20 protein-coding genes are annotated in these 25,659 nt (G+C 70.4%); 13 read left to right on the top strand and 7 right to left on the bottom strand.

The features are described from left to right. Nucleotides 1-44 precede the first annotated feature (44 nt). Together pta and AC3WLB_RS18980 are read left to right on the top strand one after the other, a co-directional pair. Entirely contained in the window at nucleotides 45-2,267 is a 2,223-nt protein-coding gene (gene pta, locus AC3WLB_RS18985) for a phosphate acetyltransferase (protein WP_492508683.1), read from the top strand. Beyond that, a complete protein-coding gene (locus AC3WLB_RS18980) occupies nucleotides 2,264-3,451 on the top strand; it encodes an acetate kinase (RefSeq protein WP_022897778.1) in 1,188 nt (395 codons plus the stop codon). The genes pta and AC3WLB_RS18980 overlap by 4 nt, the downstream gene beginning before the upstream one ends. 93 nt (nucleotides 3,452-3,544) lie before the next feature. Here AC3WLB_RS18980 and AC3WLB_RS18975 read toward each other — a convergent pair whose 3' ends face one another. After that, a complete protein-coding gene (locus tag AC3WLB_RS18975) occupies nucleotides 3,545-4,639 on the bottom strand; it encodes a GNAT family acetyltransferase (RefSeq protein WP_492508681.1) in 1,095 nt (364 codons plus the stop codon). A 99-nt stretch (nucleotides 4,640-4,738) separates the two neighbouring features. Here AC3WLB_RS18975 and AC3WLB_RS18970 point away from each other — a divergent pair, with 99 nt between their 5' ends. The 4 genes from AC3WLB_RS18970 (at nucleotide 4,739) to AC3WLB_RS18955 (ending at nucleotide 11,306) form a co-directional block, all read left to right on the top strand. Then, nucleotides 4,739-5,200: a GNAT family N-acetyltransferase gene (locus tag AC3WLB_RS18970; protein ID WP_492508679.1), complete on the top strand. Its 462-nt coding sequence runs from the start codon at nucleotides 4,739-4,741 to the stop codon at nucleotides 5,198-5,200. A gap of 269 nt (nucleotides 5,201-5,469) precedes the next feature. Further along, complete coding sequence (locus AC3WLB_RS18965; protein WP_492508677.1) at nucleotides 5,470-8,676, top strand: DNA polymerase III subunit gamma and tau; 3,207 nt, start codon at nucleotides 5,470-5,472, stop codon at nucleotides 8,674-8,676. 18 nt (nucleotides 8,677-8,694) lie between these two features. Beyond that, nucleotides 8,695-9,294 (top strand): recombination mediator RecR, encoded by a 600-nt coding sequence (gene recR, locus AC3WLB_RS18960; protein WP_022897663.1) that lies wholly within the window; start codon nucleotides 8,695-8,697, stop codon nucleotides 9,292-9,294. A gap of 125 nt (nucleotides 9,295-9,419) precedes the next feature. Beyond that, the gene (locus tag AC3WLB_RS18955) at nucleotides 9,420-11,306 is read left to right on the top strand and encodes a bifunctional 3'-5' exonuclease/DNA polymerase (RefSeq protein ID WP_492508675.1); all 1,887 of its coding nucleotides are present in this window, start codon (nucleotides 9,420-9,422) and stop codon (nucleotides 11,304-11,306) included. A gap of 53 nt (nucleotides 11,307-11,359) precedes the next feature. Here the strand turns inward: AC3WLB_RS18955 and AC3WLB_RS18950 are convergent, their stop codons facing one another. Further along, nucleotides 11,360-11,566 carry a hypothetical protein gene (locus tag AC3WLB_RS18950; protein WP_022897661.1) on the bottom strand — a complete coding sequence of 69 codons (207 nt, stop codon included), beginning with the start codon at nucleotides 11,564-11,566 and terminating at the stop codon, nucleotides 11,360-11,362. Nucleotides 11,567-11,732: 166 nt separating this feature from the next. Between AC3WLB_RS18950 and AC3WLB_RS18945 the strand changes: the two genes are divergently transcribed. From AC3WLB_RS18945 to AC3WLB_RS18925, 5 genes are all read left to right on the top strand, one after another. Continuing rightward, a complete protein-coding gene (locus tag AC3WLB_RS18945; RefSeq protein WP_492508673.1) occupies nucleotides 11,733-13,055 on the top strand; it encodes an aspartate kinase in 1,323 nt (440 codons plus the stop codon). A gap of 106 nt (nucleotides 13,056-13,161) precedes the next feature. Further along, nucleotides 13,162-14,268 (top strand): aspartate-semialdehyde dehydrogenase, encoded by a 1,107-nt coding sequence (locus AC3WLB_RS18940; RefSeq protein ID WP_492508671.1) that lies wholly within the window; start codon nucleotides 13,162-13,164, stop codon nucleotides 14,266-14,268. A gap of 143 nt (nucleotides 14,269-14,411) precedes the next feature. Further along, a complete protein-coding gene (locus AC3WLB_RS18935) occupies nucleotides 14,412-15,164 on the top strand; it encodes an SGNH/GDSL hydrolase family protein (RefSeq protein WP_492508669.1) in 753 nt (250 codons plus the stop codon). 66 nt (nucleotides 15,165-15,230) lie between these two features. Continuing rightward, on the top strand, nucleotides 15,231-17,690 hold the full coding sequence (locus tag AC3WLB_RS18930) for a putative bifunctional diguanylate cyclase/phosphodiesterase (protein ID WP_492508667.1): 2,460 nt from the start codon (nucleotides 15,231-15,233) through the stop codon (nucleotides 17,688-17,690). A 66-nt stretch (nucleotides 17,691-17,756) separates the two neighbouring features. Beyond that, nucleotides 17,757-18,746 carry a glycoside hydrolase family 6 protein gene (locus tag AC3WLB_RS18925; protein ID WP_492508665.1) on the top strand — a complete coding sequence of 330 codons (990 nt, stop codon included), beginning with the start codon at nucleotides 17,757-17,759 and terminating at the stop codon, nucleotides 18,744-18,746. Nucleotides 18,747-18,753: 7 nt separating this feature from the next. Here the strand turns inward: AC3WLB_RS18925 and AC3WLB_RS18920 are convergent, their stop codons facing one another. Then, entirely contained in the window at nucleotides 18,754-19,158 is a 405-nt protein-coding gene (locus AC3WLB_RS18920) for a response regulator (RefSeq protein ID WP_492508663.1), read from the bottom strand. Nucleotides 19,159-19,190: 32 nt separating this feature from the next. Here AC3WLB_RS18920 and AC3WLB_RS18915 point away from each other — a divergent pair, with 32 nt between their 5' ends. Then, nucleotides 19,191-20,132, top strand: coding sequence for a response regulator transcription factor (locus tag AC3WLB_RS18915; RefSeq protein WP_492508661.1), 942 nt, complete (start codon nucleotides 19,191-19,193; stop codon nucleotides 20,130-20,132). Between the two features lie 10 nt (nucleotides 20,133-20,142). Here the strand turns inward: AC3WLB_RS18915 and AC3WLB_RS18910 are convergent, their stop codons facing one another. Then, nucleotides 20,143-20,496 (bottom strand): Hpt domain-containing protein, encoded by a 354-nt coding sequence (locus AC3WLB_RS18910; RefSeq protein WP_022897619.1) that lies wholly within the window; start codon nucleotides 20,494-20,496, stop codon nucleotides 20,143-20,145. A 26-nt stretch (nucleotides 20,497-20,522) separates the two neighbouring features. Then, the gene (locus tag AC3WLB_RS18905; protein WP_492508659.1) at nucleotides 20,523-21,971 is read right to left on the bottom strand and encodes a glycosyltransferase family 2 protein; all 1,449 of its coding nucleotides are present in this window, start codon (nucleotides 21,969-21,971) and stop codon (nucleotides 20,523-20,525) included. Between the two features lie 104 nt (nucleotides 21,972-22,075). Between AC3WLB_RS18905 and AC3WLB_RS18900 the strand changes: the two genes are divergently transcribed. Beyond that, the gene (locus AC3WLB_RS18900) at nucleotides 22,076-22,726 is read left to right on the top strand and encodes a hypothetical protein (protein ID WP_492508657.1); all 651 of its coding nucleotides are present in this window, start codon (nucleotides 22,076-22,078) and stop codon (nucleotides 22,724-22,726) included. On the opposite strand, the gene AC3WLB_RS18895 is transcribed toward AC3WLB_RS18900, so the two are convergent. Then, nucleotides 22,723-23,892 (bottom strand): GGDEF domain-containing protein, encoded by a 1,170-nt coding sequence (locus AC3WLB_RS18895; protein WP_492508655.1) that lies wholly within the window; start codon nucleotides 23,890-23,892, stop codon nucleotides 22,723-22,725. The two genes, AC3WLB_RS18900 and AC3WLB_RS18895, sit on opposite strands and share 4 nt — an antisense overlap. Nucleotides 23,893-23,934: 42 nt before the next feature. Beyond that, nucleotides 23,935-25,569 carry a sensor histidine kinase gene (locus AC3WLB_RS18890; protein WP_492508653.1) on the bottom strand — a complete coding sequence of 545 codons (1,635 nt, stop codon included), beginning with the start codon at nucleotides 25,567-25,569 and terminating at the stop codon, nucleotides 23,935-23,937. Nucleotides 25,570-25,659: the final 90 nt, after the last annotated feature.

Below are 25,659 nucleotides of genomic sequence, written 5' to 3'. Positions count from 1 at the left end.
CCGCCGCGCCGTAGAATCGGAGACGGACAACCCGAGAGGAATCCGTGCCCCGACTCGAACAGACCACCAGCCCGGCCGACCGCGTGAAGAGCGTCTACATCACCTCCGCCGAGGGCCACTCGGGCAAATCGACGATCGCGCTCGGCGTGCTCGACACGCTGCGGCGCTCGGTGCGCCGGGTGGGGGTGTTCCGCCCGGTCGCCCGTTCGGTGAGCGCCCGTGACTACGTGCTCGAGATGCTCCTCGCCCACAACGGCGAGAACGGTGGCCCGCTCGACTACGACCAGGCCATCGGCGTCACCTACGACGATGTGCACGACGACCCGGATGCCGCGCTCTCCCGCATCGTGGAGCGCTACAAGGCGGTCGAACGCGAGTGCGACGCCGTGGTCATCCTCGGCTCCGACTACACCGACGTCGGCAGCCCCACCGAGCTCGGCTTCAACGCCCGCATCGCCGCCAACCTCGGTGCCCCTGTGCTGCTCGTGCTCGGCGGCCGCAAGGGCCAGGGGTCGGATGAGCTGCTCGGCCACTCCGAGGCCCGCTCGGCCGACGAGATGCGCCAGATCACCGAGCTCGCCCTGCTCGAACTCCGCAACGCGCACGCGACGCTGATCGGCATCGTGTCGAACCGCTCCGACCCCGGGCACCTCGAGAAGATCCGCGACGCCATCGGCAGCGCCGCCCGCGAGGCGGTCGAGGGGCTGGCGGTGTCGGCGCAGGCCGGCCCCGCCCCGGCGCAGTCCAGGCGCGTGCCCGTCTGGGCCATTCCCGAAGACCGGGTGCTCGTGGCACCGAGCATGGCGGGCATCCTGGAGTCCATCGACGGCACCATGATCCTCGGCGACCGCCGCCTGCTGGCCCGCGAGGCGCTCGGCGTCGTGGTCGCCGCGATGTCGATGAAGAACGTGCTGCCCCGCCTCACCGAGGGCGCCGTGGTGGTGGTGCCCGCCGACCGGGCCGAGCTGCTGCTCGCGGTGCTGATGGCCAACGCATCCGGCACCTTCCCCTCCCTCGCCGGCATCGTGCTGAACGGCGGTTTCGAGCTGCCCGAGCCGGTGCTGCGCCTGATCGAAGGGCTCGACCCGAAGATCCCCATCATCACCACCCCGCTCGGCACCTACGAGACGGCCGTGCGCATCACCTCGACCCGCGGGCGCCTCGCCGCCGATTCGCAGGTGAAGTACGACAACGCGCTCGCCCTGTTCGAGCAGTACGTCGACGGCAAACAGCTGCTCGACCTGCTCGACGTCAGCAAGGCGGATGTCGTCACCCCTCTTATGTTCGAGTACGGGCTGCTCGAGCGCGCCCGTCAGGCCGACCGTCACATCGTGCTGCCCGAGGGCGGCGACGACCGCATCCTGCGCGCAGCGAGCACCGTGCTGAAGCGCGGCGTAGCGCGGCTGACCATCCTCGGAGAGGAGGCGGAGGTGCGCGGCCGGGCCACCGACCTCGGGCTCGACCTCGACGGTGCCGCCGTGGTGAGCCCGTTCGACGCCACGCTGCGCGACCGGTTCGCGGCCGAGTACCAGCGGCTCCGCGCCCACAAGGGCATCACCTACGACATGGCCTACGACACCGTGGCGGATGTGTCGTACTTCGGCACCATGATGGTGCAGCTCGGGCTCGCCGACGGCATGGTGTCGGGGGCTGCGCACACCACCGCCCACACCATCCGGCCGGCCTTCGAGATCATCAAGACGCAGCCCGGTGTGTCGGTGGTGTCGAGCGTGTTCCTCATGGCGCTCGCCGACCGCGTGCTGGTCTACGGCGACTGCGCGGTCGTGCCCGACCCGACGAGCTCGCAGCTGGCCGACATCGCCGTGTCGTCGGCGGAGACCGCCGAGCAATTCGGCATCGAGCCGCGGGTGGCGATGCTCTCCTACTCCACCGGCTCGTCGGGCACCGGCGCCGACGTCGAGAAGGTGCGGGAGGCCACGGCGCTCGTGCACTCGTTGCGGCCTTCGCTCCTGGTGGAGGGCCCGATCCAGTACGACGCGGCAGCGGATGCGGTGGTCGCCGCCGCGAAGATGCCCGGTTCGCAGGTGGCTGGTCGTGCCACAGTGTTCATCTTCCCGGACTTGAACACGGGCAACAACACCTACAAGGCTGTTCAGCGGAGCGCCGGCGCCGTGGCCATCGGGCCGGTGCTGCAGGGGCTCAACAAGCCGATCAACGACCTTTCCCGAGGAGCACTCGTGCAGGACATCGTGAACACCATCGCCATCACGGCCATTCAGGCGGCGACTCCGGCGGCGCAGTCGTGAGCGCCATCCTCGTCGTCAACAGCGGCTCCTCGTCGTTCAAGTACCAGCTGATCGACGCCGCGACCGAGGCGGTGCTCGCCTCCGGTCTCGTCGAGCGCATCGGCGAGGAGTCGGGGCACACCCGGCACACCACGCAGGTGGGGCTCTGGGAGAGCAAGGAGCCGATCGCCGACCACACCGCCGGGTTCGAAGCCATGCTGCGCGCGTTCGCGGAGCACGGGCCGAGTCTCGACGCGCATCCGCTCGCCGCCGTCGGACACCGGGTGGTGCACGGCGGCAAGCGGTTCCACGAGGCGACGGTCATCACCGACCTCGTGAAGATCAACATCGAAGACCTCGCCGAGCTGGCGCCGCTGCACAACCCGGCGAACCTCGAAGGGATCACCGCCGCCCAGAAGGCCTTCCCCGACGTGCCGCAGGTGGCGGTGTTCGACACGGCGTTCCACCAGACGCTGCCGCCGGCCGCCTACACCTACGCGATCGATGCGGCGCTGGCCGAGAAGCAGCGCGTGCGGCGGTACGGCTTCCATGGCACCTCGCACAAGTTCGTGTCGGGGGCGGCGGCGGAGTTCCTCGGGCGGCCGGTGTCGGATCTGAAGATGATCGTGCTGCACCTCGGCAACGGCGCCTCCGTGGCGGCGATCGACGGCGGGCGCTCGGTCGAGACGTCGATGGGCATGACGCCGCTCGAGGGGCTCGTGATGGGCACGCGGTCGGGGGACATCGATCCGGCGGTGCTGTTCCACCTCAACCGCAAGACGGGCATGGGGTTCGCAGAGCTCGACGAGCTGCTGAACCGTCGCTCGGGGCTCCTCGGCCTGTCGGGGCACGGCGACATGCGCGACGTGCAGAAGGCGGCCGCGGCGGGAGATGCGGCGGCCGCGTTGGCGCTCGACGTGTACCTGCACCGCATCCGCGGGTACATCGGGGCGTACTACGCCCAGCTCGGGCACCTCGACGCGGTCGTGTTCACGGCGGGGGTGGGGGAGAACAACCCGCTCGTGCGGGCGCGCTCGCTCGAGGGGCTCGCCGAACTCGGCATCTCGGTCGACCCGGCGCTGAACGAGGTGGAATCCCGCTCGCCGCGGTACATCTCGCCGGAGTCGTCGCGGGTGGCCGTGCTCGTGGTGCCGACGAACGAGGAGCTGGAGATCGCCCGGCAGTCGCTCGCGGCGGTGTCGTGACCGCGGTGTCTCTCGGGTCCCCGAGAAACTGCGGTTTTCAGAGGCACCGGTGCGCTATACGGGGTCGGTCATGCTCAGATCGGTAGTAACTCATCACACATCGGCGATCAGGCGTTTGCCGAACGAGACGGCACCGTCGGGCGCGTAGCCGAGGGCCTCGTAGAAGGCCATCACGCCCTCGTTCCCGGCGCGGATCTGCAGGTTCAGTTTCGGGCAGCCGCGCTCGGTGAGTTCGCCTTCGATGACGGTCATGAGCCGGCGGCCGATGCCGTGCCCCTGCTCGGCGGGGTCGACCGCGAGGTAGTTCACCCAACCCCGGTGGCCGTCGTAGCCCGCCATGGCGGTGCCGACGAGGCGGCCGGCCGTCTCGGCCACGAGGAACAGTTCGGGCTGGGTGGTGAGCTTGCGGGCGATGTCCTTGCGCGGGTCGTTCCACGGGCGCGTGAGCCCGCACTGCTGCCAGAGCGTGACCACAGCCTCGGTGTCCGCCGGCCGCAAGGGGCGGATGCGCGGCGCGTTGTCGCCCGCGCTGTCCTCGGCCTCGTTCGCGTCGTCCGCGGCGCCGGGACTGGTGGGTGAAAGCGCGATCGGGGCGGGGTCGCTGGCGAGCATCCGGTCGATCGCCTCGGTCATCATGCGTCGTTGCGCGTCCGGGGAGTACGTCTCGGGGTCCATGGTGCTGAGCGTGTTCGCGCCGTCGGCGAGGGAGATGAGCGCGAGCGCCTCGTGGCGGCTGCGCTCGGTGGCCCAGTGCGGGCGGCAGGCCGCGACGAGGGCAGTGATGCGCGCGATCATGCGCCGGTTGCCGGTGACGTGGCGTTCGGCGAGGGCGTGGTCGGCGATGGCGGCGGCGAGGTAGCTGATCCAGACGCGGGCTTCGTCGACACTCTCGTCGTCGAGGGTCATCGCGGCGAAGAGCACCGAGCGCAAGACCGCTGCCGGATCGGCTCCCGCACCGGCGGCCGCGGCGTCGAGCTGCTCGCCGGTGCGGCTGTGCAGGAGGTCCCGGGCGTGCAGCAGCAGCGCCTCCTTGTTCGGGAACGCGTGCATGACGAGGCCGGTGGTGCAGCCCGCGCGCTCGGCCACGGCGCGGATGGTGAGGCCCGGTAGTCCGCGCTCGGTCAGCACCGACCACGTCGCCTCCGAGAGTCGCTGCTGCTGGTCGACAAGATTGCGGGGGCGGCTCATCCGATTCCTTTCCATGGCGGCCGGTGGGCGACTTGCCTACAAGCATAACAAGCGTTACGGTAACCTTCGTTACGAGTCCGCAACGACGAGAGGATGCCCGTGCCTTCCCCCTTCACGATCGCTCGCGAGCCCTTCGATGCGCCCGATTCCGCGGCGCTCCGGCAGGCGCAGCGCGACGAACTCGATGCGCGCTACGGCCGCGATGACCATGAGCCGGGCGAGGTGCCCACGGCGGCGTCGGTGCCGGTGTTCTTCGTGGCGCGCGACGCCGACGGGCGGGCGATCGGCTGCGGTGGTCTGCGTCCGCTCGCGGGTGGGGGTGCCGAGATCAAGCGGATGTACGTCGATCCTGCGGCGCGCGGCACCGGCGTCGCCACCGCCCTCCTCCGCGCGATCGAGGATGCGGCGCGCTCCCTCGGCGAGACGCGCCTGCTGCTCGAGACGGGCGACGGCCAGCCCGACGCCATCCGCTTCTACGAGCGCGAGGGCTACACCCCCATCCCCCTCTTCGGCCCCTACGTCGGCTCCGCCCTCTCCCGCTGCTACGCCCGCGACCTCTGACGCGCCCCCGTCAGCCGCCGCACCGCCGCGCCCGCCCCATCCCCCCCCCACGCCCAACCCGCGAGTGGCGAGACCGACCGCAACAGGCCCCTCCCGGCTGACCCAAGGTGAGGGCGTGGCCGAACGGCGCGACCGAAGGCCGCGCCGTTCGACCGCGCCCTCACATGTCGCGCGGCGCCGGGCAAGGACCGGCGACGCCCGGGCAGCCCGAGCGAAGCCCGGGCCGCCCGGCAGCCAACACTGTCGGTGGGCGAAGGTAGTCTTACTTCGTGGTCACCGCCCTGTATCGCCGTTACCGGCCAGAGAACTTTGCCGAGATGATCGGTCAGTCGCAGGTGACCGATCCGCTCATGACGGCGCTGCGTACGAACAGGGTCAATCACGCCTATCTGTTCAGCGGCCCGCGTGGCTGTGGCAAGACGACGTCGGCGCGCATCCTGGCCCGGTGCCTGAACTGTGCCGAGGGGCCGACCGACAAGCCGTGCGGCGTCTGCCCGAGCTGTGTCGAGCTGAGCCGCGACGGCATGGGGTCGCTCGATGTGGTCGAGATCGACGCCGCGAGCCACGGTGGCGTCGACGACGCCCGCGACCTGCGTGAGCGCGCCATCTTCGCCCCGGCGCGCGACCGCTACAAGATCTTCATCATCGACGAGGCGCACATGGTGACCTCGGGCGGGTTCAACGCGTTGCTGAAGATCGTCGAGGAGCCGCCGGAGCACATCAAGTTCATCTTCGCCACGACCGAGCCCGACAAGGTCATCGGCACCATCCGTTCGCGCACGCATCACTACCCGTTCCGTCTCATCCCGCCCGCGCAGCTGCTCGAGTACGTGCAGCAGCTCTGCGAGACCGAGGGCGTGGAGGTGGCGCCGGGTGTGCTGCCGCTCGTGGTGCGGGCCGGCGGTGGTTCGGCGCGCGACACCCTGTCGCTGCTCGACCAGCTGATCGCCGGCTCCGAGAACAACCGCGTCGAGTACGAGCGCGCGGTCGCGTTGCTCGGCTACACGCACGGGGCGCTGCTGTCCGAGGTCATCGACGCGATCGGCGCGCACGACGGGGCGGCGGCGTTCGACGCGGTCGATCGTGTCATCCAGACCGGCCAAGACCCGCGCCGTTTCGTCGAAGACCTGCTCGAGCGGTTGCGCGACGTCATCATCGTCGCGGCCACGCGCGAGTCGGCGGCTTCGGTGTTGCGCGGGGTGCCGGCTGAGGAGATCGAGGGGATGCGCCGACAGGCCGCCCTGTTCGGTCACGCCGAGCTGTCGCGGGTCGCCGACATCGTGAACGACGCCCTCACCGAGATGACGGGCGCCACCTCGCCGCGCCTGCACCTCGAATTGATGATCGCCCGCACGCTCGTGCCGGCCGCCGACGACACGCAGCGGGGTGCGCTCGCCCGCGTCGAGCGGCTCGAGCGCCGCATCGGAGTCGACGGGCCGGATGCCCCGCGTGCGGTCTTCGCACCAGGTGCGGCCGCGGCGGATGGTTCTGGTTCGTCGGCACCGCTGGCTGGCAGCGCGGGCGCGTCGGGTGCGACCGGCGCTGGTGCCTCCGCTGCGTCAGGTCCGGCCTCTGCGGCGACTTCATCCGTGTCCGCGGGCGCCGGGCGGTCGGGGGGCTCCGGCGTTTCTCCGTCGGCCGCGGGCGGGCTGGCGACGGAGGGCGAGACGCAGGGCGCAGCGCCGGGGTCGGGTCCGGTTCGATGGGCCGACACCGCCGCGCCGGCCACTGACCCGTCGCCGGCCGCTGCACCCGCGCCTGCCACCGCGTCGCCGGGCGCGGCTGCGCCGGGTACCGCGGTGCCGCGAGGTTCCGACGACAGCGGTCCGGATGTGGCCGCCGTGCCCCAGTCCGCCGTGCCCGCCGCCACGTCGACGGAGGCAGCCGCATCCGCTTCCCCCATCAATCCGGCCCGAGTGTCGCTCCAGCAGCTGAAAGACGCCTGGCCCGAGATCCTCGAGTCGTTGCAGAAGACGAAGATGACGGCGTGGCTCGTCGTCTACACGGCACAGGTGCGAGCGTTCGACGACGACGTGCTGACCCTCGCGTTCCCGAGCGAGAACGACGTGGCGAACTTCAAGGAACGCTCCGCTCCGGGCGAGGGCGTGAGCGAGCACTTGCGCCAGGCGATCCTCGCCGTGCTCGGCGTGCGTGTCATGTACCGCGCCCACGTCGACACCACGCTGCGTCCCGCCTCCGACTCGCCCGTCGCGCAGTCGGATCCATCGGATGCGGTCGGCCCCCACGTTCGCGCATCCGCCCCCGCACCGGCGCCCTCGTCGGAGCCCACCCCGGTGGTCGCGACGCCGTCGGTCGCGCCCGCCTCGTCCGCGGAGGTGACTGCGCCCGCCGCTTCGGGTGCGACGCCGTCTGCGGAGGTGACTGCGCCCACCCCGGCGAGCGCGGCGCCGTCCGCCGCGCCGACGACGTCGGCCGCGCCGACGTCGTCCGCTGAGGTCGCTGCGCCCACCCCGGCGAGCGCCACGTCGTCCACTGCACCCACCGCGGCTTCATCGGCGTCGCCCTCAGCTCCCGCCACCGGGGATGCCGTTCGCGACGCAGCGGTGCCCGACCGCGGTGACGGCGCTCCGGCCGGCGTGGGCGATGGCGCTCCCGCCGCTGACGCCGACATCGATGACGACGACGAGGACTTCGACGACGACGATTTCGAGGAGCTGCCTCCGGCCGAAGACCTGCCGCCGGAGCCGGTTGCCGTCGTCGATGCCGCGGGCTGGACGGTTCCTGGCCTCAACGAGAACACCGCCGCGAGCACCGAACCAGCCACGGAAAGCGATTCCGCCGAGGTCGCCCGCATGCGCGCCCAACTCGCAGCCCTCACCAACCCGGGCACAGCCGCCGGCGCCGCTTCCGCCCCCACCAAGCGCCCTCAATCCGACAGCCGTCCGCAAGGTGCAGCTCCGTCGGCGCCCCCGCAGGCGTCTCAGCCCGAGCGTCAACAGGGCTCAGCTCCGGCCGAGCGCCCGGAGCGGTCGGCGAACACGCAGCGCCCCCAGGCGGGTCAGCGGCCGGCGCCCACCACCTCGTGGGACGTCGTCGCCATCCCCACATCCTCCGAGCCCGACGACCACGAGGTGCCGTTCGCCGACGAGCCCATGCCGTCCGACGAGCCCGACCTGCCCGCCGACCGCGCGCACGGCCTGCCCGGCGACACCACCTTCGACGCCCCGCGGACGGCGGGCGGCCGAACCGACTCCACCAGCCCCGCGGGCGCACCGCCCGCTGCTGCCCAGAAGGGCGGGGGCTCGCCCGCCTCCGAGCGCCGCCCCGGAGCCCTCCGCTTCGAGGCCGTCGGCGATGACCCCGCCGCACCGTCCGACGCTCGACGTACGGCGCCCCCGTCCGCCCCCGCCAACGCATCCGCGGGCGGCCGGGCCCGGTACGGCGAAGCGGTGGTGCGCGAGATCCTCGGCGCCAATTTCATCGAAGAGCAGCCGCTCCCGGGCCGCGACGGCTAGCGGGAGCGAGAGAGCATCATGTACGAAGGCATCGTCCAAGAACTCATCGACGAACTCGGCCGCCTCCCCGGCATCGGCCCGAAGTCGGCGCAGCGCATCGCGTTCCACATCGTGCAGACCGAGTCGTTCGACGTGAGTCGGCTCGCCGAGATCCTGACGGACGTGCGCGAGAAGGTGCATTTCTGCACCATCTGCGGCAACGTCTCCGAACAGGACACCTGTTCCATCTGCCGCGATCCGCGCCGGGCGCGGAACCTCATCTGCGTGGTCGAGGAGGCCAAGGACGTCGTCGCCATCGAGCGCACCCGCGAGTTCCGCGGGCTGTACCACGTGCTCGGCGGTGCGATCAGCCCGATCGACGGCATCGGCCCCGACAACCTGCGCATCCGTGAGCTCATGCAGCGCCTCGCCGACGGCACCGTCACCGAGGTCATCATCGCCACCGACCCCAACCTCGAGGGCGAGGCCACGGCGACGTACCTCTCGCGGTTGCTCACCACGCTCGAGATCCGCGTCACCCGCCTCGCGTCCGGCCTCCCCGTGGGCGGCGACCTCGAGTACGCCGACGAGGTCACCCTCGGCCGCGCCTTCGAAGGGCGCCGGCTCGTCGAGAGCTGACGGCCCGTGCCGTCCGCCGCCCTTCACGACCGGCAACTCTGCATTTCAGCGCGACCGACCCCATATAGGGCGTCGGTCGGCCCGAAATGCAGAGTTACCGGCCATACCCCCGCGCGGATGCGCAGATGAGCACATTCGTCATCGTCACTGAACCTGTTCCCGGCCGGGTGCGCCTGATCCCGGTGGATGCCCCGACTCCTCCGCCGAACTCGCCTGGCCCGCGCGCGGAGAGCGTCTCGCCCGACCTCCTGGCCTCCGCCGAACGCGCGATCGACGTGGCCGCAGCGGACTTCGCGGCCGCGGTGGCCCAGCTCGAGCGCGACCACCCGCGCTGGGTGTGGAGCGAGACCACCCGCTGGTACCCGGCGTTGCTCGCCGCAGGCGTGCGCGTCGAGCGCTGCGTCGACCTGCGTCTCTCGCACGCGATCCTGCGCAACTCTGCGCTCACCGCCGCATCGGCACTCGCCCTGTCGCCGCCGGACGCCTGGAGCACCGCACCCCGCCTCGATCCCCTCGCCGCGCCAGCGGGCAACTCGGCGCCAACTGCATCGGCGGAGGCGGCGACACTCTTCGATACCGATGCTGACCTCACGACGGGCTTCGAGGTGAATGCACCCGCACCCGCCGACACAGACGCACCTGCAGACGCGGAGCCGCCCGAACTCGCCGAGTGGCGGCGGCAGCGCGCCGCAGCCGCCGGCGCGACCGACCCGAGCCGCATCGCACTGCTGCTTGCCGCCGAGTCCGTGGGCAGCCTCGTGGCCGCCGAGATGCAGCACGCCGGCCTCCCCTGGAACGCCGACCGCCACGACGAACTCCTCACCGAGCTGCTCGGCCCGCGTCCGGCTCCAGGCGCCCGCCCGGCGCGGCTCGAGGAGTTGCTCGCACGCATCCGTCAGCTCCTCGGCGACCCCGCCGTCAACCCCGACTCTCCGGCCGAACTCGTGAAGTCGCTCCGCCGCGCCGGCCTGAACGTGGCCAGCGCCCGCTCCTGGGAGCTCAAGGAGGTCGACCACCCCGTCATCGCGCCCGTGCTGGAGTACAAGAAGCTCTCCCGCCTCCTCACCGCCAACGGCTGGAGCTGGCTCGACACCTGGGTACGCGACGGGCGCTTCCACCCGAACTACATCCCTGGCGGCGTCGTCACGGGGCGCTGGGCCGCCGAGGGCGGCGGCGCCCTCCAACTGCCGAAGCAGGTGCGCGGCGCGGTCATCGCCGACCCAGGATGGCTGCTCGTGGTCGCCGATGCCGCACAGCTCGAGCCGCGCATCCTGGCGGCGCTCTCCGGCGACCGCGCGATGGCCGCAGCCGGCCGCGGCCGAGACCTCTACGACGGGATGGTCGCGGCGGGAGCGGTCGACACCCGCGCCCAGGCGAAGTACGGCATGCTCGGCGCGATGTACGGCGGCACCACCGGCGAGAGCGGTCGCATGCTGCCGCGTCTGGCGCGCGCGTACCCGGCGGCGATCGGCTTCGTCGAGGCCGCCGCTCGTGCCGGCGAGGCCGGCAACCTCGTCACCACGCGGCTCGGCCGCACCTCGCCCCGCCCGAGCGACGGGTGGCTCGACGTGCAGGACGCCGCGACCTCCGACGGCGCCACGGATGCGACGCGCGCCCGCGCACGGTCGGCCGCCCGCAGCTGGGGCCGGTTCACCCGCAACTTCGTCGTGCAGGGCACCGCTGCCGAGTGGGCGCTGTGCTGGCTCGGCGCCATCCGCCGTCGCCTCTGGGCGCTCGACGTCGCTGAGCCCGTCGCCGAGCCCGCAGCCGCGGCCGCGTCACCGGCCGCCCCCACGGACGGGCCCACCGCCACCCCGCTCGCCGAGCGCCCGCATCTCGCGTTCTTCCTGCACGACGAGGTGATGGTGCACACGCCGGCGCACCTCGCCGAGGCGGTCGCCGACGAACTCCGTGCCGCAGCCGCCGAGGCGGGCCGCCTCATCTTCGGCGACGCCCCCGTGCAGTTCCCGGTCACGGTCGCGATCGTCGACAGCTACGACCAGGCCAAGTAGGGCCCCGACCGCCGACCGCCGACCGCAGGCCTCAGGCCGCAGGCCGCAGGGACTCAGGCCGCCAGCGTCTCCACGAGCTCGTCGAACAGCAGCGCCCCGGCCTCGGGTGTGATGGTGCCCGCATCCACCCCGGTCACGATGTTGTAGTACTCGAGCCGGCGCGTGGCGACATCGGCGGTGACGGGCCGGAGGGCGGTGTCGAAGGCGATATCGGCGCGCAGCCGGGCTTTGAGCGCCTTCTTGGTCCAATGAGTGCTCACGGATGCGACGCTAAGCGCAGAGCGTGAACGGTCCGTGAACGGATGCCGGGAGTTCGCTCGCAGAATTCCCTCACGGGCCGCGCGATATAGTGGGCAGTCGGGATTTGCGAGGGCCGAGTCGCCCCGAACCCACCCGAACCCAGCGCAGCGCCAGCAGGAGTACCACGTGAGCTTGATCGTGCAGAAGTACGGCGGATCCTCCGTCGCCGACGCGGAGAGCATCAAACGGGTCGCCAAGCGCATCGTCGAGACCCGTAAGGCGGGCAACGAGGTCGTGGTCGCGGTCTCCGCGATGGGCGACACCACCGACGACCTGCTCGACCTCGCCAACGCCGTCGCACCCATCCCGGCCCCGCGCGAGATGGACATGCTGCTCTCGGCCGGCGAACGCATCTCGATGGCCCTCCTCGCGATGGCCATCGAGTCCCTCGGGCACACGGCGCGCTCCTTCACGGGCAGCCAGGCCGGCATGATCACGGATGCCCAGCACGGCGCCGCCCGCATCGTCGACGTCACCCCGGTGCGCCTCCGTGAGGCGCTCGACGAGGGCGCGATCGTGATCGTGGCCGGCTTCCAGGGCTTCAACCGGGACACCAAAGACATCACCACCCTCGGGCGCGGCGGCTCCGACACCACCGCCGTGGCACTGGCGGCAGCCCTCGACGCCGACATCTGCGAGATCTACACCGATGTCGACGGTATCTTCACCGCCGATCCCCGGGTCGTGCCCCGCGCATCCAAGATCGATCGCATCACGAGCGAGGAGATGCTCGAGCTCGCCGCGAACGGCGCCAAGGTGCTCTATATTCGCGCCGTGGAATATGCCCGCCGCCACGGCGTGACGCTGCACGTGCGCTCTTCCTTCAACAACAACGAGGGAACCATCGTCTACAACCCGACGGACGCCGACGCCGGCACGCCGTCGACCACATCGAGCACGTCGAACACCGAGAGCGGAAGTGAGGGCGCCGTGGAAGAACCCATGATCGCCGGGGTCGCCACCGACCTGTCCGAGGCCAAGATCACCGTCGTCGGGGTGCCCGACATCCCCGGCAAGGCCGCGCAGATCTTCACCATCGTGGCCAAGACCGGCGCGAACATCGACATGATCGTCCAGAACGTGTCGGCCGCATCCACCGGTCTCACCGACATCTCGTTCACCCTGCCGAAGAGCGAGGGGCAGGGCGTGCTCACCGCGCTCCGCGCCGAACAGGGCGAGGTGGGCTTCGTGAGCCTGCAGTACGACGACCAGATCGGCAAGCTCGCCCTCGTCGGCGCCGGCATGCGCACGAACGCCGGCGTCTCGGCGAAGCTCTTCACGGCGCTGTTCGAGGCGGGCATCAACATCGAGATGATCTCGACGAGTGAGATCCGCATCTCGGTGGTCACCCGCGCCGACACCATCAACGACGCCCTCCGAGTGGTGCACACGGCCTTCGGCCTGGACGCCTCCGAGGAGGCTGTCGTCCACGCCGGCACCGGCCGCTGACCCCCGCCCTCAACCCCCTGGCCCCCTCCCCGCGACCCGTCATTTTTGGCCCTAAAATGGCAGTTTTACGGCGAATTTTGACGGGTCGCCAGGAGTTACACCTCCCATGAACGAAGGAACCCCCGTGAGCAAGGCACTCAACGTCGGCGTCGTCGGCGCCACCGGTCAGGTCGGCAAGGTCATGCGCCGTCTCCTCGAGGAGCGCGACTTCCCGATCGAGTCGATCCGCTTCTTCGCCACCGCCCGTTCGGCCGGCACCACGCTGCCGTTCAAGGGCCAGGACATCGTGGTCGAAGACGTCGAGACCGCCGACCCCACGGGCCTCGACATCGCCCTGTTCTCGGCCGGAGCCACCGGCAGCCGCGCCCAGGCGCCGCGTTTCGCCGCGGCCGGCGTCACCGTCATCGACAACTCCAGCGCCTGGCGCATGGACCCGGATGTGCCCCTCGTCGTCTCCGAGGTCAACCCGCACGCCATCCGCGAGGCGCGCAAGGGCATCATCGCCAACCCGAACTGCACCACCATGGCTGCCATGCCCGTGCTCAAGGTGCTCGACGCCGAAGCCGGACTCCAGCGCCTGATCGTGAGCACGTACCAGGCCGTGTCGGGCTCGGGCCTCGCCGGTGCCGAAGAGCTCGCCGGCCAGGCCGAGGCGGCGACCGCCGACCCCGAGAAGCTGCTCGCCCTGGTGCACGACGGCGGTGCGGTCGAGTTCCCGGCGCCCGTGAAGTACGTGCGGCCCATCGCGTTCGACGTCATCCCGCTCGCCGGGTCGATCGTCGACGACGGCGAGCTCGAGACCGACGAAGAGAAGAAGCTCCGCAACGAGAGCCGCAAGATCCTCGAGCTGCCCGAGCTCCTAGTCAGTGGCACCTGCGTGCGCGTGCCCGTGTTCACCGGTCACTCGCTGTCGATCAACGCCGAGTTCGCGGCCGACATCACGCCGGAGCGCGCCACCGAACTGCTGTCGGATGCCCCGGGCGTCGAGCTCTCGGATGTGCCCACCCCGCTCCAGGCCGCCGGTAGCGACCCGAGCTTCGTGGGGCGCATCCGTCAGGACCAGTCGGCCCCCGGCAAGCGCGGCCTCGCGCTGTTCATCAGCAACGACAACCTGCGCAAGGGCGCGGCGCTCAACGCCGTGCAGATCGCCGAGCTCATCGCCGCCGACGCGTCACTTCTCGTGGCCGCCGCCGAGGTTCCAGCCGCCGTCTGACGCGGACAACTCCGAACGAGATGGCGACCGGCCGGCCCTGGGCTGCTGGTCGCCGTTTCGTTCGGAGAAGCCGGCGCGACACCGTTCGGCGCGACACCGTGACGCCGGCAATCCGGCGACGCGACGGGCACCGAATACGAGGCATGTCGACCCGAACCCGCCGCATCGCCGCCGTCGGCGCCGCGATCGCGGGCACCGCGGGGCTGATCGCCGTGATGGTGGGGCTGTCGGTCGTCACCACGGCGCCGAGCGCCCAGCCCGCCCCGGCGGGCGCGCCTGCGTCGGCCGCGGCGCCCGCGGCCACCGACCCCGCCACGCGAACCCAGCCCCTCGTCGCGTTCTACGGCGACTCCTACACTCTCGGCACCGGTGCCTCCGACCCCGCGAACCGCTGGTCGAGCATCATCGCGGCCGAGCGCGGGTGGACCGAGTTCAACCCCAGCGTCAACGGCCTGGGCTTCGTGAACAATCGCGCCAGCACTCCGCCCGACTACCTGCCGAGTGACGAGATCCCGCAGATCATCGCCCAGCGCCCCGACATCGTGTTCGTGACGATGGGGCTGAACGACAACTTCTCGATGCCCGCGCGCGCCGAGGCGATCGAGCACGCCATCCGCACCGACCTCGACACCCTCCGCACCGAGCTCCCCGACGCCCGCATCATCGTCGTGGAGCCGTTCTGGTACACCGATGAGCGCCCCGACTCGGTGGCGTGGGTGATCGACCACGTTCGCCAGGGCGCGGAGGGCATCGACGCCGAATGGATTCCGGATGCGTCGCACTGGATCGAAGGGCACCCCGAGTGGATGGCCGCCGACGGCCTCCACCCGAACGACGCCGGTTACGCCGAGATGGCGCGCCGCATGGACGCGGCTCTGGCGCAGCTCGGGCTCTGACGCCGCGGCCGCGCGCCGTGTCGCGCACTCGCCCGCTTCCGCCCGGCCAGCGGATAAACTCACGGCATGTCAGCGCAGTCCGAGCAGCGAACGACGGCGAACGCCGTGGTCTCCGGCCTGCTCGTGGTGGTCGCCGTCGCCACCGCTGCGGCGGGCATCCTCGCGGGCCTGGCCGACCGGCCGCCGAGCTGGATCACCTGCGTCGTCTTCGTCATCAGCGTCGGGGTGACGGCGGTCTACCAGATGCCCATCGGCCGGGTGACGGGCCTGCCGCCGTTCGGCGTGGCCGGCGCTCTGCTGGTGGTGGGCACAGTGGGTGCGAATCCGGGCCTCGAGGTGGGGCTGTGGGTCATCGCCTACTTCGTCTCCCGCGCGTTCACCACCCGCGCGGTCTGGATGTCGGCCCAATGGACCGGAGTCGCCGCCCTCGGCGGGATCGGGTTCGTGGCGCTCTCGCGCTGGCTGATCTCACTCGGCTGGTACCCGCCGGCGGTCATCGTGCTGAGCATCGCGGCCTACATGCTCATCGTGCTCGCGCTCGAGTTCGCGCGCGACCGGGGCCGATGGAGCATCGAGCACAGCTTCGGCATTTCGGCCCTGAGTCCCGGGCGACTGCTCGGCGTGCTCGCCCTCTGCTCGGCCGTGGCCATTGCCGTCTACGGCTCGTCCACCGGTCTGTTCGGCATCGTCGACGGGCCGGAGGAGGAGCTGCGCCTCGCCCGCGACACCATCCCCCTGCTCATCGTGGCGCTGCTGTTCTACGGCGCGGCGAAGCGCCGTCAGACGCGCAACAGCGAACGGCGCCTCAGCGGGGTGGTCGATGCGGCGCGTGCCCTGCCGTGGGATGTGCAGCAGGACCCGAAGGAGACGATGGTCGAGTTCGCGCGCCGGGCCATCGACGCCGCCGAATTCGACGTGCGGCGCACCCCACCCGGCCGCAACGAGATCGGCGCCCGTTTCTCGGCGATCAACTCCGCCGACCCGCAGCTGAACCCCGAGTCGATGGTGCCGGGGGAGGAGGGTGTGTCGAGCGAGCACCAGGAGGACGCGGTGGAGCCCACCGAGTACCTCGTGGCGAGCCGCAAGAACGGCGGCGCACCGTTCACGCCCGACGACGAGTTGGCGCTGGACGCCATCGGCCACATCGCCTCCGAGACCGCCCGGGTGCGGGGCGCCTACGACACCCTCCTCGACCGGGTCGATCGCGACTCCCTCACCGGGCTGCCCAACTACAACGCCTTCCAGCGCTCTCTCGCACGCCTGAACGAAGACCGCACCTACGCATCCGGCATCGCGGTGCTGTTCATCGACCTCGACCAGTTCAAACGGCTGAACGACACCGAGGGCCACCACATCGGCGACGAGGTGCTCTCCACGGTGGCGACCCGGCTGCGCGCGAGCGTGCGGCCGCACGACTTCGTGGCCCGGGTGGGCGGCGACGAGTTCGTGATCATCCTCACCAAGCTGCAGTCGCTCGCCGAGGCGAAGGCCGTGACCGACCGCATCGTGGCCAACGTCGGCACCCCTGCCACGCTCGGCGGGCGCGAGTACCGCCCGCTGGTGAGCGTTGGCCTGGCCTACTCGGGGCATCAGGAGACCGACCCGCAGTCGATCGTGGTCGACGCCGACCACTCGATGCTCGCCATCAAGAAGTCGCGCCGCCAAGGCGGGCCCGCGTTCGAGAGCAGCATCGGCATCTCGCCGCACCGCTCGAGCCGCATCAACGAGATCGTGGCGAAGGCCATCGACGACGGCATTCTCAACGTGGTCTACCAGCCCATCGTCAACACGGTGGAGGACAAGATCTGGGCGTTCGAGTCGCTGGTGCGGTACACGCATCCGGAACTCGGCCGCATCTCCACGTCGTCGCTGATCGAGAAGGCGAAGGGCCTCGGCCGGATGGACCTGCTCACGAAGCAGGTGATCGAGGCCTCGCTCAAGGCGGCCCGGGAGTTCCGCAAGGTGGTGCCGGGCATCTCGGTGATGACCATCAACCTCGAGGTGGAGCAGATCCGAGACGAGCACGTCGGGGCGTTCCTGAAAGACATCGTGCCGCGGTACCCGGATGTCTCGCTCTGCCTCGAACTCAACGAGCGCTCCACGAAAGACATCGACGACGACCTCAGGGCGCAGGCGGAGCACTTCCGGCAGCTCGGCATGCTGATCGCACTCGACGACTACGGGTCGGAGGCGTCGAGTGTGGGGGCGCTGGTGCGCATCCCGATGGACATCCTGAAGATCGACCGCTCGCTCGTCGACAACCTCGACGACACCCGGCAGCGTGAGGTGGTGCGTGCCCTGCAGGGGTTCGGCGACGCCTTCGACTACTCCACGGTGGTGGAGGGGATCGAGACGCAGGATGCGGTCGACGTGCTGGTGGGCATCGGCGTGCGTCACGCGCAGGGCTTCTTCTACGGGCGCCCGCTGCCGTTCGCGCAGACGATGTCGCGTTTGAAGACCTACGGCGCCGCCGGCACCGTGTCGCGCGCCACCCCGGTTTCGGGCGCGGGGTTGCGGGCCGGCTGATCGGCTTCCGCCGGCACGCGGGTGCGCGGGTTAGAGTGGAGCATTCCGACCGGGGGAGGCGTCGTTGTGAGCAGGGTTCTGCCGCGGGTCGGCCTCGGCGTGGCGATCGTCGCGATCGCCGGGTCGCTCGCCGCCATGGTGGTCGGGGTCGGATCGATCTACGCCCGCGGCGGGGTGGCAGGCGACAACCCGTTCGCCGGCACGGCGTTCTACGTCGACCCCGGTTCGAAGGCTCAGGCCGCGGCGGATGCAGCGGCCGACGCGGGCGACGAGGCCGAGGCTGCGACGTTCGGGCGCATCGCCGACGTGCCGACCGCCGTCTGGCTGACGCCCGAGAAGCATCCGGTGGGCGAGGTGGGCGGCTACGTCGCCGGGCTCGCGACGGACGCGAAGACCCACGGCCAGGTGCCGGTGTTCACGGTGTACGGCGTGCCGAACCGCGACTGCGGCAACCAATCCAGCGGCGGCCTCCCGGCCGGCCAGTACCCGGTGTGGGTGCAGGAGATCGCCGACGGACTTACCGGCGGCCGCGCGGTGATCATCCTGGAGCCGGATGCGCTGGCTCTCGCCGCCGAGTGCGACAACGTCGACGAGCGGCTCGGCGAGATCGGCGGAGCCGTCGACGCCCTCGCCGGAGCCGGACTCACCGTCTACATCGACGCCGGTCACTCGAACTGGGGCGCGGCGGCCGACATGGCCGACCTGCTCAACCGCGCCGGCGTCGACCGCGCCCGGGGCTTCGCCACCAACGTCTCCAACTACAACGCGACCGACCGGGAGCAGGCCTACGCCGAGCAGATCTCCGCGCTCACGAACGGCGCGCACTACGTGATCGACACCTCCCGCAACGGCAACGGCTCCGACGGTCAGTGGTGCAACCCACCCGGCCGTGCCCTCGGTGCCACGCCCTCGACGAGCCCCTCGGGCACGGCGCAAGACGCGAACCTGTGGGTGAAGCCCCCCGGCGAGAGCGACGGCACCTGCAACGGCGGCCCCCCAGCGGGGGAGTGGTGGGACGCCGGCGCCCTCGAGCTGGCGGCCGGTGCCGGCTGGTGACCGCGCCCTAGCCGCGCGACGGCACGATCGGCAGGCCGACCGCGCCGCGCGCCATCTCGTCGATCAGACCGAGGGGCACGCTCTTGTCGAGCACGCAGAAGGCGCCGGCCGAGATGGCGCGCTGCGGGTCGTCGGCGAGGGCGACCGTCGTCATCACGATCACCGCGGTGCCGGATGCACGGAGAGTCCGCACCCGCGACTCGACCGAGTTGCGGGTGCTCGACGCCGCATCCAGCACCACCAGGTCGGTGGGGAAGCGGGCGTCGTGCAGGAGGTCGCCCCAGCTGGTCACCGTGAGCACCACCGGCAGCTCGGGGTCGTTCGAGCCGAGCCAGTGCCGGAGGCCCAGGGTGAACATCTCGTCGTTGCTGACGATCGCGACCTGGGCTCCTTCGGTCGGCGAAACACTCATCAAGATCCCCATCCGTTGGTACGATCGTGGCAATGGACACTCAAGCGGAACGACGCGTCGCGGTGATCATCGAAGACGATGCTGACATCCGCCACCTGCTGGAAACTGTTCTCACCCAGGCAGGCTTCGAAGTCGTGGCCACCGGCAACGGCCTCGACGGGGTGCAGGCCGTGCGCGCCTACGACCCCACGGTCACCACTCTCGACGTCAGCATGCCCGGAATCGACGGGTTCGAGGCGGCCAAGCGCATCCGCACCTTCAGCAACACCTACCTGGTGATGCTGACGGCGCGCGACGAAGAGATCGACACCCTGCAGGGCCTCGAAGCCGGCGCCGACGACTACCTCACGAAGCCGTTCCGGCCGCGCGAGCTGCGCGCCCGCATCGAGGCCATGATGCGCCGCCCCCGCCAGGTGCTGGCGAGCGACGGCTCGGGCCCGGTCGCTCCGGTCGCGACCGCGCCCGCGCCGGCCGCTGCCCCGCCGGTCGCCGCTGCTCCGGTGGCCGCCGCCAGCGTGCCGGATGCCCAGGCCACCGCCGTTCCCACCGTGCCGACGCCGGCCGCCGCCCCGGCGGCTCCCGCGGCTCCGGCCGCGGCCGCCCCGGAGCCCGTCGCCCGCAAGAGCTACGACCCCGAGGAGGGCTGGCTCGAGCACAACGGCCTGTTCGTCAACTCCGAGATGCGCCTGGCCGAGAAGGCCGGAGTGCCGGTCGAACTCACCCGCAGCGAGTTCGATCTGCTGAACGCGCTGATGGAGTCGAAGCGCCGGGTGCGCAGCAAGGCCGACCTGGCGCTGCTGCTGCGCGGCGAGAGCTATGTCACCGCCCACTTCGTGAGCGAGGCCGACAAGCGCGCCATCGAGGTGCACATGGCCAATCTCCGGCGCAAGCTCGCCGACAGCATCACGACCCCGCGCTGGATCGAGACCGTACGCGGGGTCGGCTACCGGCTGGCTGCCTCCGAAGACGAGTGACGGCATCCGGTCAGCCCACCTCCGGGTGGAACTGAGCGGGCCTGAGGCGCTCCAGCAGGGCGAGCAGTTCGCGGCAGGTCTGCGCGCCCACTTCGCGGAGCCGGTTGAGGTGGGCCACGCTCGCCGAGAGGTCCATTCGCTTCACGGCCGAATGCACCATGCCGGCGATGGCCTCGAGGGCCCAGGCGCCGAGCATGGTGCTGCTCGAACGGATGCTCAACAGCACGACATCGGCATCCTCGAAGTCGCTCCGGTTAAGCGCGTTCATCAACCTCTGGGATCGGGTCTCCCAGAGGTTGATGAAGTCGGTCACGAACCGGCCGCTGGTCGCGTCTCCGATGGACTGAAGGAGAGCGAGCGTCACGTCCGGTTCGACGTAACGGGGTGGCGTCAAACCTTGTACCCCCGGTAGCGCCGCAGCACCTTGGCGAACATGCCGAGGGTCTGGATGATGGTGATGACACCGAGCACCGGCCAGCCGATCCAGAGGATGGTCGACTGCACGAACGGGTCGAGCTGGAACCAGACGAGAACCATCACGGCGACCACCAGCACCAGGATGACCAGCGGCACCAGGTAGCCGTTGCCGCGACCACGCTCGGCCTTGGCCTGAGCGGCCCAGTTGTCGGTCTGCTTGCGGCTGAGGAACTTGGTCCAGGCCCGCAGGAAGTGGCCGAGGCGCACCCACATGTAGATCTCGGCGGGGAAGAGGAACAGCGCGAAGAACATGTCGCGGCCGTTGCGGTTCTGCATCGAGAGCGCCGTGCGGAGGTTCAGCAGGATGGCGATCACCGGCGGGATGAGCCAGATCGGCGAGAACACGAAGGCGTGGATGGAGAGCGACGCGAAGAGGAGGATGAAGAACAGCACGCGCGTCACCAGGTTGGTGAGCATCGAGAGGTTCTCGAGCCAGCGCAGGCGCAGGTTCGGGTGGAAGGGCTGCCCCTTGGTGTCGCCGCGCTGACCCGGCCACATCAGCTCGATGGCGCCGAAGTTCCACTTCACCTGCTGGGCGTCGAGGCCGCGGAGGGTGGTCATGCCACCGACATCCGCTCGGGCCTGGGCCGAGATCTTCGTGAGGTAGCCGGCGCTCTTGATCTGGAGCGACAGCAGCGAGTCCTCGACCTCGGAGTCCTTCACCCAGGGGGTGTCCTGGTGGTTCTCGACCATGATCTGGCGGAGGGCCTTGGTGGAGAAGATCGAGAACTGGCCGCCGAGCACCGCCATGTTGCGGCCCTTCAGCATGTTCTGCATGTTGAACGCGGCGAACTGGAAGCGCTGACCGGTGATGAGGAACTTCGCGATGAAGCCCTTGATCGGCTTGTCGTCGATGGAGAAGATGGCCGAGATGCCACCGATGCGGCTGTCGGACGAGATCTCCTCGGCGAGCCGCTCGACCGCATCCGGTGCCGCCGTGGTGTCGCCGTCGACGCCGAGCAGGAAGTCGCAGCCCTCGACCAGCTGGTAGCCGTAGTTGAGCGCGCCGACCTTCTTGTCCTTATTCTTGCCGATGTCGTGAACGTAGACCTCGGTGAACTGCTCGATGCCGTCGATCTCCTTGAGGTGCGGGCCCGCGTACTGGGCCGCGATCTTTACGGTGTCGTCGGTGGTGTTGTTCACGACCACGTGGATGACGTCGGGGAGGCGGGTCTGCGTGAGCAGCGACTCGATGACGGCGCCGATGGACTCCGCCTCGTTGTACGCGGGGATGATGCACCCGATGGTCGGGCGGTACGTGGGGAGCGCTTCGACCGACTCGATGAAGTCGTTCGTGAGGCCGTCGGACTCGGCGCTGAGGCCGGTGCGGTCCGTGACGTACGGGTTGGTGATCTCTGGCATGTCCTCAGTCTGGAGCACGTGCCCAAGCGTTCTCGGCGGCAATGCGCCAGCGTCTCGTCAGGATCACCTTAAGATTGGCTCAGGGTGATCGAAGGGGTGGGCCGATGAGACGGATGCACGGGGCGCGAGCCGGCCGAACACGCGGAATCGTGGGGGTCGCGGCCGTCGCAGGAGCCCTCGTCGTGGGCCTCAGCGCCTGCGGAACGGCCCCCTGGGACCAGCCCGGTTTCAACACCGCGTCGGCTGGCCCCACGAAGTCGGCCACGCCGACGCCGACCGCGCCCGCCACGATCACCCCGGTGGTGAACGAGCTCGCCAGCGGATCGACCCAGCACCAGTTGACGGCGGGCGACATCTCGCTCACCGTCGACTACTACTCGACCCTCAGCATGGACCAGTGGACGGCCGGGGCGAACAAGCCCATCACCTTCACCCTCAAGGGCACGCTCGGCACCGACGACGGGCAGAGCATCTACCTGTCGAGGGTGTCGGTGACGCCCGCCGTCAACGGCCCGACCGGCAACCTGCCGGCCCCGGCCGCCATCACCGACCAGTCGACGCAGCCGCAGGGCTACTACATCAAGGCGCCCTACAGCTACACGCAGACCTTCATCCTCCCGGCCCTCGACCCGGCGGCCACGTCGATCACACTCGACTTCACCTATGAGATCCTGCAGCAGACGGCCCCCGGCTCCACCGACTACGCCAAGCAGACCGCCGCCGACACCCTCACAATCGCAATCGCCCCCAGCTAGGCGGCGGGGGTGGGGCGGCCGAGCTCGATGCGGTTGCCGCCGTCGTCGCGGGCGCGGAGGGTGGCGTCGTCGAGGGCGCGGCGGAGGGCGGGCAGGCTGTAGCCGAAGGTGTCGGTGTCGACCACCCCGAAGCTCGCGGTCGCGCGCAGCGACTGCTGCGGGTCGATCGGTTCGTCGACGAGCGCCGTCTGCAGCCGGATGGCGAGCCGCTCCGCCTCGTTCGGGTTGACGGTCACCACCACGATCACGAACCGCCCGGCCCCCGTGTGCCCGAGCAGTGACGCCGTGGGCGCGTAGTGCCGCACGATCTGCGCCACCGACCGGATGGCCGCATCGCCGAAGGTGCGCCCGAAAGCGGTGTTCATCTGCGGGAGGTTGTCGACGTCCATCGCGATCATCGCGAGCCGGTCGCCGTTGAAGGATGCCCGTTCCACCCAGTCGGCCCACTGCTGCATGAACGGCGCCGCCGAGAGCACGCCCACCACCGAGTGCACCCCCACGGTCACGTCGCCGAGTGCCCGGGCACCCGAGCGCTCCGCCTGCAGGATCGACATCGAGATGGTGCCGAGCAGCACCAGCAGCATGGTGATGATGGTCGTGATCTGCGAGCTGAAGTAGGTCGTGAAGATCGGATCGAGCGGTCCGAGGGTCACGAAGATCGAACTGCGCAGCACGTAGAAGGCGCACACGATCCACAGGCAGAAGCTGAGCACGCGCGCGTTGAGGTTGCGGCGCATCCGGGAGCGGATGGTCTCCGCACCGCCCAGCCCGGCGAAGACGGCGATGCCGATGAACAGGCCGGTGGAGCCGGTCCAGATGCCGCCGCCAGGGCCCTCGAGCCCGGTGAAGAGCGCCACCAGGCCACCCGCCGCCAGCGCCACCCAGAAGTAGCTCTTGCGCCCGTTGAACACGCGCGCGCCCGACCAGATGGCGCCGACCGAGATGACGTAGGCGGTGTTGCCGATCGCGAGCACCCACCAGAGCGCCGGCGACACGCCCCACACGAGGAACGACAGCGCCGTGAGCATCCCCGCGATGAACGAGATGCTCCACAGCCGACCCGACGCGTCGTTGCGCCGCATGGCGGTGTTGAGGACGAACGAGATGCCGCAGAGGATGATGACGAGCCCGCTGACGACGAGCAGGGTGCCCTGGTCGAGTGCCATACCCCGAGACCCCCTCGATCGATTAGGTGCGTGAGTCGGAGTTTACCGCGAGCGCGGGATCGTCGCGGTGAAGGTGGTGCCCACGCCGAGCGCGCTGGAGACGACGAGGTCGCCGCCGTGCCGTCGCACGATGTCGCGGCTGATGGTGAGGCCGAGCCCGGAGCCGTGGATGGTCGACTGTCGAACCCCTTCGGCCCGGAAGTAGCGCTCGAACAACTTGGTCTGCTCGAGCTCGCTCAGCCCGATGCCGGTGTCGCTCACCGTCAGCTCGACGTGCCCGTCGAGCCCGCGCACCCCCACCGAGACCGTGCCGTTCTCGACGTTGTACTTGATGGCGTTGGAGATGAGGTTGTCGATCACCTGCCGCAGCCGGAACCCGTCGGCCTCGAGCAGCACCGGCGCCGTGATGGTGTTCTCGATCACGATGCCGCGTTCGGATGCCGCCAGCCGCTGTGCCTGGATCGATTGCGCCGCGATCTCGGCCAGGTCGCACTGGTTGAACGACATCACGATCTGCTGGTCCTTCTCGCTCGCCGCGGTGAGCAGGTCGGCGACGAGCGCGAGCAACCGGTCGGCGTTCGTCGAGGCGACCTCGAGCATGGAGCGGGTCGAGGCATCCAGCGTCTCGTCGTCGAGCGCCAGCTCGAGGTAGCCGAGGATCGACGTGAGCGGTGTGCGCAATTCGTGGGAGACGGATGCGACGAGGTCGTCGCGAGCCCGGATCGCGTTGATCTCGGCGGTCACGTCCCGCGACACCATCACCCCGCCGTCGGGGTCGCCCTCGGCCGTGGTGAGCGGCCGCGCGCTCACGGAGAGCGCGATGCGGTGCTGGCCGGGCTCGCCGAGCCACACCACGAGGTCGTCGAAGCGCTCGCCGGAGGTGGCCCGGTGGAACGGGCGCTCCTCCTCCGGGTACGGCGTGGTGCGGTCGGGCTGGTACAGCACCGGCGGTTCGACGCTCGTCTCGGGGAGACCGAACTGGGTCTGGAACTGTCGGTGGGCGCGGTTCACGATCGACTCGACGCCGTCTTTGCCGAAGGCGACCACGCCGAAGGTCACCGCGTTGAGCACCTCGTCGAGGGTCTGCTCCTGCCGGCGGGCGCGGCGCAGCGCGACCTCGAGCAGGTCGGCCTGCTGTCGCAGCAGGCCCCGTTGCGCGCTGGTTCTGCTGGTGGTCGTGAGTGTGGTGGTGGCGATGAACGCGAGCGTCACGGGCAGCACGAGCAAGCCCGGGATGCTGTTGAGAGTGAGTGGGTCGCCGACGAGGAATGCGCTCGTCCAGAGCAGCACCGAAGAGATGACCACACTCGTCACCGCGCCCGTGAGCCCGAAGTAGCCCGCCAGCCAGATCACGGGGAACACCAGCAGCAGTCCGGCGCCGAGCGACGAATTGCCCTGCCGCACCGCCACGATCGCGATGATGTCGACGATCGGCAGCAGCGCGATCCATTGCCGGGGCAACCGTGACCAGGGCACCACGGCGGCGGCTCCGGTCAGGACGAAGACGACGGCCACCCCGCCGAAGAAGCGGAAGTCGAGCACCGCGTCGGGCTGGAAGATGTAGGCGGCGCAGACCAGGAGGAGAAGGGCGGCGGCGAGCAGCAGTTGCGACTGGAACACGGCCCGGTCGATGCGCGCACGGCGGTCGGCTTTTGCAGCGTCGCTCCCCGGGCTCATGGATCGAGGTTACCGCTCAGGTCAGCGCGCGACCGCTCGCCCCGCGATTGGACCGGGCGATCCCGCCGTGGTTATCATCCAAAGAGGGGT

It is taken from the genome of Herbiconiux sp. FW305-C-125 (assembly GCF_058783455.1).
The sequence above is the reverse complement of the archived record's forward strand: the minus strand, read 5'-3'. Positions and strand labels throughout refer to the sequence as shown.